This is a genomic window from Parafrankia soli (genome assembly GCF_001854695.1).
GTDB classification, from domain to species: domain Bacteria; phylum Actinomycetota; class Actinomycetes; order Frankiales; family Frankiaceae; genus Parafrankia; species Parafrankia soli.
This window is the reverse complement of the sequence record NZ_MAXA01000028.1, coordinates 1-10,816: the sequence shown is the minus strand read 5'-3', so window position 1 is coordinate 10,816 and position 10,816 is coordinate 1. Positions and strand designations below refer to the sequence as shown.

Sequence of the window (10,816 nt, the reverse complement as noted above, 5' to 3'; positions counted from 1 at the left end):
GTCTCCCACAGGGTAGCCTGGTAAGGCCCCCGACTAGATGATCGGGTTGATAGGCCGGAGGTGGAAGTGCGGCAACGCATGGAGCTGACCGGTACTAATAGGCCGAGGGCTTGACCACAAAGATTCTGCTGTTCTGCGTCCACTGTGCGGTTCTTGGGCTGCGACCGGTTTCGGTTGGGTCTGATAGTGTTTCGGTGGCTTTGGCGAAGGGGAAACGCCCGGTTCCATTCCGAACCCGGTAGCTAAGCCCTTCAGCGCCGATGGTACTGCGTGGGTGACCGCGTGGGAGAGTAGGACGCCGCCGGACTTCTTTTGGTGGGGGCTGTTTCTGGCTGTGGCCGGGAGCAGCCCCCACCTGTATTTCCGGACCATTTCCCGGCCAATGATCCGGGCGGCTCTCCGCCGGCTGGCCGGTACGGCTCCGCTGGTCGGATACGGCTTTGGAACCCCGCGAGAAGAGCCCCGCGCCTCCGCAGACAGGGGACTCCGCGTCGGTCACAGCCGGGCGCGCGGCCATCGCGTATCTCCTCGTCGAGTTCTTCGCTGTTCTCGAAAAGGATCACGTGGTGGTCGCTTTGCGTCACGGACCGTCACTCCGACGGGTCACTAGACGATCGCTATTCGTGCACCGCGGGCGTGGACTCCACTCGGCGATCGGAACTGTGGCCCGGGCGACGTGTTCCTGGTGGACGCGTGGGAAACATGCTGGCGAGTGCCGCGTGGGGAGGTGCACGTGACCGATGCCTGTGGTCGCGGCGGCGCCACGCCGCCGTCCCGGTGGGATCCGGCTGAACCGGACCCGGTGGCCGGGCTGCTCGCCACCGCCCGTCGCCGCCTGGGCATGGATCTCTGTTGGTTTTCCAGGCTGATCGGGGGAGCCCAGGTGATCGAGGCGTGCGACGGCGACGCCGCGGCCTTCGGTGTCCACCCCGGCTCGACGGTGCACCATCCCGGCCCGCACCGCTCGCATGCTCTCGCCGAACGCCCGCTTCCGGTCGTCGGCAGGATCCGCCCGGAGGCGGTGACGTCCGGGACGGCGACGGAGGCGACGGGGACGGCGGCGACCGGGGTGGAGGCGACCGGGGGGCCGCTGGCCGGCCGGCCCGAGGTCGGCTCGTACATCGGAGTTCCGGTGACCCTGGCGGACGGCCGTCCGTACGGGATGCTGTGCTGCCTGAGCCGCGACGCCGACGTGGCGATGCCCGCTCGCAAGACGCGTTCGCTGGCCTTGTTGGCAGAGGTGCTCTCCGCCTCGATCTCCGATCGGCGGTCCGGAGGGGAGTACCGGGAGGCGGCGTGGTGGCGGATCTGGCGGCTGATCGACAGCGGTGGCCCGACGATGGTCTTCCAGCCGGTCTTCGACCTGCCGTCGCTCGACTGCGTGGGGGCTGAGGCGCTTGCCCGGTTCCCGCCCGGTTCGGGTGGTGCCGAGCGCTGGTTCGCCGACGCCGCCGCCGTGGGCCTCGGCCCCGCACTCGAACTGTCCGCGATCCGGTCGGCGCTGCGCGCGTTCACCTGCCTGCCCCCCGAGTTCGGGCTCGGGGTCAACGCCTCACCGGCCACGATCCTCTCGGGGCGGCTGGCGGATGCGATCGCCGATATCCCGGCCGACCGACTCGTTGTCGAGGTCACCGAGGGTGACAGGGTCGAGGATTATCCGTCGGTCCGCTGCGCGCTGGGCGTCCTGCGCCGTGAAGGAGTCCGGATCGCCGTGGACGACGTCGGTGCCGGCTACGCCAGCCTGCATCATCTTGTGCAGCTCCAGCCCGACTTCATCAAGATGGATCAGTGTCTCACCCGGCGGATCGACGCTGATCCGGCGCGGCGCGCGCTCGCCGCCGCGCTGGTGCACTTCGCCCAGGAGACAGGCAGCCTGGTCCTCGCCGAGGGGGTCGAGACCGCGCGGGAGCTCGGTGTCCTGATCGGCACGGGCGTGCACCAGGCGCAGGGCCACTACCTCGCCCCACCCGGTCCGCTGCCACTGCCCGCGAGCGCCAACCGGACCCGCCCGCCCGATACGGCTTAGGTGGCTTCGGGGCCATGGGGCCCCGGCGCCGGAGTTCGGTCGAGACCGGACGGGCTGGAACAGCCGGTCCGGCGAGGTCACGGAAGCCAGGGCTGGCCGACGGCCATCACGCGCCCTCCCGCGTCGAGCCGCAGGATCATCAGGCTGGACGGACGGGCGGCGACGAACTCCCGCAGGTCCGCGAGGTCACCGGTCTCGTACTCCTCGGGCCGCACCGAAAGAACGACCCTGACCGTCGGCGTCACCACGTAGTCCAGTGTCCCGCCCTCGACGTCGTCGATGCGGTATCCGTCGAGGCAGGTTTCCGCGTCGCCGGACTGCGGGGTACAGAGGACGTACTTCGACCGGTCGAGGCTCAGCACGGTGCCATCGGGGCCGTCGGAAATGCCGACCACCTTGCCGATGTCGTGCACCTCACCGAAGCCGGCAAGTGGCGGGTACGCGGAGGTCGGCAGCGGCGTCGGCACCGGCGCTGGCGAAGGCGACGGCGACGGCGGCCGGCTCGTCCCGACCACGGGGGATGGGCTCGAAGTCAGCGACGTCGATTCGGGTGAGGCACTACCGCCCGAATCGCTGGAGCAGCCCGCGAACATGATGACGGCAACGACCATCGCGCCGAGYCGGCTCGACAGACCGACGATTCCGCGATTACTCAAAGCAAAAGGACGACAGCCCATAGTGAAAGACCTTATCGCGTCGCAGGCAGGGGCTATCTGTCCGGTCAAAATGCCGATGACCACTGGACGGGTACGTGTGCAGTTCCCGCCGTCGCGATTCTCGCCCGGGCGTCGAATCACAAAGTATGCGCTCACTTCTGTTCTGGTGTCAATCGATGATCACGTCCCGGCGGCGGAGCGACCGGAGCCCGCCGCGGCCGGCCACGGCTGGGAGTTGACGTGCCGCGCGTTACAGGGCAAAAGTCGACCGGTGGGATGACCACCGCATACCTCACCGACGAGGAGACGGACATGTTGGCGCTACGGCTGAACCTGACCCAGCCCGGTCTGGACCCCAGCGAGATGTCGGCCCGACACCAGGCCGCTCTCGAGATGTGCGCGCACGTGGAGGAACACGGCTTCGACCTGGTCAATCTCGAGGAGCATCACGGCGTCGACAACGGCTGGAGCCCCGCGCCGCTTGCCCTGGCGGGACTTGTCCTCGGCCGGTGCTCCCGCCTCCCGGTCTCGATCGCCGCCCTCCTGCTGCCGTTGCACGATCCCATCCGGGTCGCCGAGGACATCGCCGTCCTCGACCTGGCGTCCGGCGGGCGGCTGAGCGTCGTCCTCGGTGTGGGCTACCGCCCGTCCGAGTACGCCGCCCACGGCAAGGACTGGGCGCGTCGCGGGGCGCTGATGGACGAGTGCGTCGACACGCTCCTCAAGGCATGGACCGGCGAGCCCTTCGACCACCGGGGGACCACGGTGCGGGTCACGCCGAGGCCGTTCACCCAGCCGCACCCGCCGGTGATGATCGGTGGCAGCTCGAAGGTGTCCGCGCGCCGGGCGATCCGGTTCGACCTGCCGTTCGCGCCGGCGGGGCACCTTCCCGACATCGCGTCCTACTACCACGAGCAGTGCGCGGCCAGCGGCGTCGAGGCACGCTGCCGCATGCCGGGGCCGGGGGTGACGATGATGTTCATCCACGAGGATCCGGACGAGGCGTGGGCGACCCTCGGGCACCACCTGCTCCACGAGGCGGTGACCTATTCGGCCTGGCAGACGCCGGACGTCCGCTCTGCCCACCGGTCGAGCGCGACCACTGTGGCGGAGCTGAGGGCGGAGGGGACCTACCAGATCCTGACCCCGGAGCAGGCGCTCGCCCACGGCCAGCACTCCGGGTTCGCCATCCACGCGCTCTGCGGCGGCATGCCGATCGCCGAGGGCTGGCGTTGCCTGACCCTGTTCACCGACAAGGTGCTGCCCTTCCTCAGATGACCACCGCCCCGCGTCCCGGTGCCTGCGCTCCGTGGGCCGCGCGACGCGGCCTGGGCTCCGCCGGCCGGCTGCGTCCCGGCGTCGGCGATACTGCGGTGCATGGTGCCGCCGGCCCGCCACCTGCTGCGGGCGAAGGATCTCGCCGACGCCCGCTACTGCGAGCCGCTCACGGTGGCGGACCTGGCGCGCGCCGCCAGTCTGTCGCCGGCCCACTTCAGCCGGGAGTTCCGGCGGGCCTTCGGTGAGCCGCCGCACCAGTACCTGCTGACCCGCCGGCTCGAGCGCGCCGCGGTGCTGCTGCGCAACACCGACCGAAGCGTGACCGAGATCTGCTTCGCGGTCGGCCTGACGAGTGTCGGATCCTTCACCACCCGATTCCGGTGTGTGTTCGGAATGTCGCCAGGTGCCTACCGGGCGGTGTTCCCGCCCGCGCGCCGCCACATCCGGATCCCGGACTGCGTCGCCCGTGCCTACGGCCGCCCACACAACCGCACGTTCGGAGAAGCCGAGGTCACCGCCCGCGCGTAGCGTCGCCGGCGCGTTCTTCCGCGCAGCCGACCGAGCCGAGGAGACAGCGGTGATCAGGATCGCCAACGCGCAGTTCTGGGTGCACGACCAGGAGGAGGCGCTCGCCTTCTACACGAGGACGCTCGGCTGGGAGGTCCGGTCGGACGTCACCATGAGTGAATGGGGATTCCGCTGGCTGGTGGTCGGCCCGTCCGGCCAGCAGGACGTGGGGCTGGTGCTCATGTCGATCCCGAAGCCGCCGATGTTCGACGTGTCGACCAGCGGCCAGCTCGCCGAGCTGGTGGCCAAGGGCGCCGGCGGGACGCTGTTCCTCGAGACCGACGACTGCCAGGCCTCCCACGACGAGCTGCGCGCCCGAGGGGTGGAGTTCAACGACCCGCCGACCAGGCAGCCCTACGGCATCGACACGTCCTTCCGTGACCCGTCCGGCAACAACATCCGGCTCACGCAGGTCCTCGAGTTCTCGCCCGACCGGACCTGAGCCGGCCGGCTCCGGACCCGGGAGGCAGGTCGGGCGATCCGGACACGGTGAACACCGGTTCGCGGGCGCTCCCCATGACTGCGGGCGTAACAGTGCGCGAACTTGCTTGCGGTATCCGCCGTAGCGTGCCTATTCTCCCTCGAAGTGATGCCCTCCTTGCTCGTGGCCCGCGGTTCCGCGCGGGCCGGTTCGAACACGACGTGATCGTTCTTCCGAACATGATTGGGCTGGGATGTCCGTCCAGACTGTCGGGCCAGGCACGAAGCGGGGGACCGGGCGCGGGTATGAGTCCGCCGGTCGAGGAATAGCCGGAAGGCACGCTACCCGCGGTGTTCCGCCGCACCGCGCGGCAGGCGCTTCAGGGCGACTACCTGGGCTTTTACCCGCGTAAAACGCGCGGCGAAACCCTTCCGGTCCCGACTGGGGGAAGGGTGTTCGCGCCGGTCCTTTCCTTCGGTAGCCGCGGGTGATTCATCGAGTGGCGCGCCATGGATCCGCGGGTGGATTCCAGCGCACGGTGATGTCCTCGCGGGGCCCCGACCTGCACGGGAGAAGCGTTGGCGGGACACGAACACCCCACCTGGCGGGAGGCCCTCACCGGGCTGCCCGAGGCCGAACAGCACCGGCTTCTGCTCGACCTGGTACTCCGGCAGGTGCGCCGGGCCGTGGGCGACGGGCACGGCCCGTTCGACCCGCGGACGCCGTTCGTCCGGCTGGGGCTCGGTGGAGGAAGCACGGCCGGTTTCCGGGACGCCCTGGGCGGCGAGCTCGGCCTGGCACTGCCCGCCACGCTTCTGTTCGACCATCCGTCCCCGGCGCGTCTCGCCGACCATCTCAGGACACGGGTCCTCGACGTACCGGACCACCCGGTTCCGCCTCCGGTCGGGCCGGACCCTTCGGACCTGCCGGACCTGACGATCACGCCGGACCCCCCGGACCTGCCGGCTTCGCGGGCGCCGTCGGCCTCGGCCGCGCCGCCGGACGACCCGATCGTGATCGTGGCCATGGCCTGCCGGTTCCCCGGAGGGGTGCGTAGCCCGGAGGATCTCTGGCGGTTGGTCGCCGAGGGCCGCGACGCCGTCGTCGACATCCCCGCGGACCGCGGCTGGGACCTGGCCACCCACTTCGATCCCGATCCGCGCCGCTCCGGCACCTTCTACACGACCCAGGGCGGCTTCCTGGACGACGTCGCGGGCTTCGACGCGGCCTTCTTCGGGATCTCGCCGCGGGAGGCGCTGGCGATGGACCCGCAGCAGCGGCTGCTGCTCGAGGTCTCCTGGGAGGCGTTCGAGCGGGCCGGCATCGACCCGCTCTCCCTGCGCGGCAGCCGGACCGGCGTCTACACCGGCCTCCCCGTCGCGGACTACAGCCCGCCCTGGCGGACGGCCCCGCCCGTCGTCGAGGGCCACCTGATGAGCGGGACCCTGCCCAGTGTCGCCTCGGGCCGGGTCGCCTACACCCTGGGGCTCGAGGGCCCCGCGATGACGATCGACACGGCGTGCTCGTCGTCGCTGACGGCCATGCACCTGGCGGCGCAGGCCCTGCGCGCCGGCGAGTGCACCCTGGCACTGGCCGGCGGGGCCACGGTGATGGCCACCCCGGACGTCCTGGTGGAGTTCAGCCGTCAACAGGGCCTGGCGCCGGACGGCCGCTGCAAGTCGTTCTCGGACGCCGCCGACGGCACCGGCTGGGCCGAGGGTGCGGCCGTGGTGCTGCTGGAACGGCTCTCCGCCGCGCGCCGTCACGGGCGCGCGGCGCTGGCGGTGCTGCGCGGCAGCGCGGTCAACTCCGACGGCGCGTCCAACGGGCTGACCGCGCCCAACGGGCTGGCGCAGCGGCGGGTCATCCGGGCGGCGCTGGCGAGCGCGGGCGTCTCGCCGTCCGACGTGGACGTCGTGGAGGCGCACGGCACCGGGACCAGGCTGGGCGACCCGATCGAGGCCCAGGCGGTCATCGCCGCCTACGGGCAGGACCGGCCGGCCGACCGGCCGCTGTGGCTGGGCTCGTTGAAGTCGAACGTCGGGCACACCGTCGGGGCGGCGGGGGTCGGCGGCGTGATCAAGATGGTCCTGGCGCTGCGGCACGGCGTGCTCCCGCGCACCCTGCACGTGGACGAGCCTTCGGCCCGGGTGGACTGGTCGGCCGGGCACGTGCGCCTGCTGACCGAGCCGGTGGCCTGGCCGCGCGGAAACGGCGTCCGCCGGGCCGGTGTCTCCGCCTTCGGAGTCAGCGGCACGAACGCCCACGTCATCATCGAGGACGCCCCCCGCGCCGAGCCGGTTCCATCCTGGCTCGACCAGGCCGGGCTCGACCAGGCCGGACCGAATGCCGGCGGCGGTGACCAGGCTGCGGGTGACCCGCCCGGGGGCGATCCCCCGGCGGGCGAGGAGCTTCCGTGGCTGCTGTCGGCCGGGTCGGAGCCGGCGCTGCGCGAGCAGGCCGCCCGCCTGGCGGCCCGGGTCGAGAGCGAGCCTCGGCCGGGCCTGGCCGATGTCGGCTGGTCGCTGGCGGTGGGGCGCGCGGCGCTGGCGCACCGCGCGGCCGTCGTCGCCGGCGACCGGGAGGGCATGCTGCGCGGCCTCGGCGCGCTGGCGCGGGGCGAACCGTCGGCGGCACTGATCCGCGGCTCCGCACGCCCGGACCGCCAGACCGACCGGCTCGCGTTCCTCTTCAGCGGCCAGGGCTCCCAGCGCCCGGGGATGGGCCGGTCGCTGCACGGCCGGTTCCCGGTGTTCACCGAGGCGTTCGGCGCGGTCACCGCCCGCCTCGACCGGCATCTTCCCCGGCCGCTGCGGGACGTCGTGTTCGCCGGCCCGCTCCCGGACGCGGCGCTGGAGCGCACCGAGTTCACCCAGCCGGCGCTGTTCGCGCTCGAGGTGGCGCTGTTCCGCCTGCTGGAGTCCTGGGGCGTGCGGCCGGACGCGCTGCTCGGGCACTCTGTCGGCGAGCTGGTGGCCGCGCACGTGGCCGGCGTGTTCGACCTGGACGACGCCTGCGCGCTGGTCGCCGCGCGCGGCCGGCTGATGCAGGCGATGCCGACCGGCGGCGCGATGGTCTCGCTGCGGGCGTCGGAGGAGCAGGCCCGTGAGCTGATCGCCGAGCTGGGTGCGCGCGCGGCGGCCGCATCCGGTTCCGCGTCGGGAGCGGTGGACGTCGCGGCGGTCAACGGACCGGAGTCGGTGGTCGTCTCCGGAGACCTGCGCCCGGTCGAGGAGATCGCACAGCGGTGGCGCGCCCGCGGCGGAACGGCGACCCGCCTGCGGGTCTCGCACGCGTTCCACTCCGCGCACATGGACGGCATGCTCGAGGAGTTCCGCAGGGTCGCCCACGGTGTGACCTTCCGGGCGCCGGCCGTCCCGGTCGTCTCCAACGTCACCGGCGCGATCGTCGCTCCCGACGAGCTGTGCTCGGCAGAGTACTGGGTGCGCCAGGTCCGGGCCGCGGTGCGGTTCCGCGACGGCGTCGACCGGCTGCACGAGCGGGGCGCGCGGACCTTCCTGGAGATCGGCCCGGACGCGGTGCTCTGCGGCATGGGGCAGGACTGCCTCCCGGCCGGCTCCGACGCCGTGTTCGTCCCGAGCCTGCGCCGTGACCAGGCGGAGCAGCCCGCGCTGGCCCGGGCCGTGGGCAGGCTGTGGATGGCTGGCGCCGACGTCGACTGGGCGGCGTTCTTCGCCGGCGCGCGCCGGGTTGATCTGCCGACCTACCCGTTCCAGCACCGCCGCTTCTGGCTTGGCGACCACCTCGCCACCGCGAACGCGCCCACCGCGGGCACCGCGGGCGAGCCTGCCACCGCGGGCGGCGCGACGCCGGGCCGGCGGCCCGCCGACCGCCGGTACCGGGTCACCTGGACGCCGGTGCCCACGGCGAAGGCCGCGGGGCCCGGCCGGTGGCTGGTGGTGATCCCCGCCGATCTGACCGTGGAGGACGGTGTCGGCGCCTGCGTCGAGAGCTGCGTCCGGGGTCTTGAGGGCAGGGACGCCGAGGTCGTCCGGTTCGAGGTGGACCCCGCCGCCGGTGTCGACCGGAGCGCGCTGGCCACCCGGCTCACCTCGCTGGATGTCCCGCTGGCGGGGGTGCTGTCCCTGCTCGCGCTGGATGTCCGGGAGCTGCCCGGCCGTCAGCCGGTCACCCGGGGCCTGGCGGGCACGCTGGCCCTGGTGCAGGCCCTCGGTGACGCCGGGGTCGCGGCGCCGCTGTGGTGCGTGACGCAGGGGGCGGTGTCGATCGGCGGAGCCGACGCGGTGACGAGCCCACCGCAGGCGCAGGTGTGGGGCGCGGGGCGGGTGGCCGCGCTGGAGCTGCCACGCCGGTGGGGCGGCCTGGTCGACCTTCCCCCGGCCGTCGACGGGACGGCGGCCGACCGGCTCGCGGCCGTGCTCGAGGGCGGGCCGGGCGAGGACCAGGTGGCGATCCGCCCGTCGGGCGTGTTCGGCCGCCGGCTCGCACCGGCCCGAACGGCCCGCACCGACAGCGACAGCGCCGGTGGCGGGTGGCGTCCGCGCGGAACGGTGCTGATCACCGGTGGGACGGGGGCGCTCGGCGCGGCCGTCGCACGGTGGTGCGCGGATGCCGGGGCGGCCCAGCTGGTTCTGACCAGCCGTCGGGGCGCGGCGGCCCCAGGCGTGCCCGAACTCGTCGCCGACCTGGCCCGGCGCGGCGCGGCGGCGACCGTGGCCGCGTGCGACGCGGCGGACGGCGACGCGCTGGCGGAGGTGCTGGCGGCCATACCGGCGGACTGCCCGCTGACCGCCGTAGTCCACGCCGCGGGCGTCGCCGGCGGGTTCACACCGCTGCAGGACGTGGACGTCGCCGAGCTCGCCGAGGTGCTCGCGGGCAAGGCCGCGGGCGCCCGGGTCCTCGACGAACTGGTCGGCGACCGGCCGCTGGACGCCTTCGTGCTGTTCTCCTCCATCGCCGGTACCTGGGGCAGCGGCGGCCAGTGCGGGTACAGCGCGGGCAACGCCTACCTCGACGCGATGGCCGAGTACCGCGGCGCGCGCGGGCTGGCCGGCACGGCGCTCGCGTGGGGGCCGTGGGCGGAGGGCGGGATGGCCGTCGATCCCGCGATCGCGGGCCACCTCCAAGACCGCGGGCTGGTTCCCATGCCGCCGGACGAGGCGGTCGCCGTGCTGGCGGAGGCAATGGGTGACGAGCGGTGCCTGACCGTCGCCGACGTCGACTGGGCCCGGTTCGCCCCGGCCTTCACCGCCGCCCGCCCCAGCCCGCTGCTCGGCGACCTGCCGGAGGTCCGCGCCGTCCTGAACCCTCCCGACCCGTCCACGGGACCCGCCGGTGGACCGGTCGCCGGCGGGGAGGCCGGTGACCGCGGCGTCGACGGGCCGGCGGCGCTGCTCGGGCGCCGGGCCACGATGCGCACGGCCGAGTGGCGACGGTTCCTGCTCGACCTGGTGCGGGCCGAGACCGCCGCCGTCCTCGGGTACGACGCCGCCGACCAGATCCCCGCCGACCGGGCCTTCGTCGATCTCGGGTCCACCTCGCTGACCGCCGTCCAACTGCGGGCGCGGCTGGCTGAGGGCACCGGGCTGCGGCTGCCCACCACCGTGGTCTTCGACCATCCGACGTCGACCGCCCTCGCCGAGTACCTGGCCACCGAGCTCCCCGGCGGCCCCGACGGCGACCCGGCACCGGCCGGGGCGGCGGAACCGGCCTTCGCCGGGAATCACGTGACGCCGGCACCCGGCCCGCACGGCGCGGCCGGGGACGACCCGATCGTGATCGTCGGCATGGGATGTCGCCTGCCCGGCGGGGTGTCGTCCCCGGAGCAGCTGTGGGACGTCGTCTCCGGCGGGCACGACGCGGTGTCGGAGTTTCCGGTGGATCGGG

Annotated in this window: 6 protein-coding genes and 2 rRNA genes; 7 read left to right on the top strand and 1 reads right to left on the bottom strand. The window is 73.2% G+C overall.

Annotated features, from left to right (window positions below):
- The 3 genes from BBK14_RS04485 to BBK14_RS04475 all read left to right on the top strand — a co-directional run.
- Positions 1-118: ribosomal RNA gene (locus BBK14_RS04485) — 23S ribosomal RNA — on the top strand; the annotation flags it as partial.
- 72 nt (positions 119-190) lie between these two features.
- A 5S ribosomal RNA gene (rrf, locus tag BBK14_RS04480) occupies positions 191-307 on the top strand.
- A 426-nt stretch (positions 308-733) separates the two neighbouring features.
- Positions 734-2,026, top strand: a complete 1,293-nt coding sequence (locus BBK14_RS04475) for an EAL domain-containing protein (protein ID WP_241831130.1) — start codon at positions 734-736, stop codon at positions 2,024-2,026.
- Between the two features lie 77 nt (positions 2,027-2,103).
- Here BBK14_RS04475 and BBK14_RS04470 read toward each other — a convergent pair whose 3' ends face one another.
- Positions 2,104-2,766: a hypothetical protein gene (locus tag BBK14_RS04470; protein ID WP_241831129.1), complete on the bottom strand. Its 663-nt coding sequence runs from the start codon at positions 2,764-2,766 to the stop codon at positions 2,104-2,106.
- A gap of 192 nt (positions 2,767-2,958) precedes the next feature.
- Here BBK14_RS04470 and BBK14_RS04465 point away from each other — a divergent pair, with 192 nt between their 5' ends.
- From BBK14_RS04465 to BBK14_RS04450, 4 genes are all read left to right on the top strand, one after another.
- Positions 2,959-3,960 carry an LLM class flavin-dependent oxidoreductase gene (locus tag BBK14_RS04465; RefSeq protein WP_241831128.1) on the top strand — a complete coding sequence of 334 codons (1,002 nt, stop codon included), beginning with the start codon at positions 2,959-2,961 and terminating at the stop codon, positions 3,958-3,960.
- Positions 3,961-3,978: 18 nt separating this feature from the next.
- On the top strand, positions 3,979-4,488 hold the full coding sequence (locus BBK14_RS04460) for a helix-turn-helix transcriptional regulator (protein WP_241831127.1): 510 nt from the start codon (positions 3,979-3,981) through the stop codon (positions 4,486-4,488).
- A gap of 49 nt (positions 4,489-4,537) precedes the next feature.
- Positions 4,538-4,969: a VOC family protein gene (locus BBK14_RS04455; protein ID WP_071059936.1), complete on the top strand. Its 432-nt coding sequence runs from the start codon at positions 4,538-4,540 to the stop codon at positions 4,967-4,969.
- Between the two features lie 557 nt (positions 4,970-5,526).
- Positions 5,527-10,816, top strand: a 5,290-nt coding sequence (locus BBK14_RS04450) for an SDR family NAD(P)-dependent oxidoreductase (RefSeq protein WP_116429992.1), incomplete at its 3' end; no start/stop codon positions are given.

Bases quoted from the DNA above. Each gene is read 5' to 3' on its own strand.
- BBK14_RS04465 (WP_241831128.1), top strand. From the start codon at position 2,959: ATGACCACCGCATACCTCACCGACGAGGAGACGGACATGTTGGCGCTA.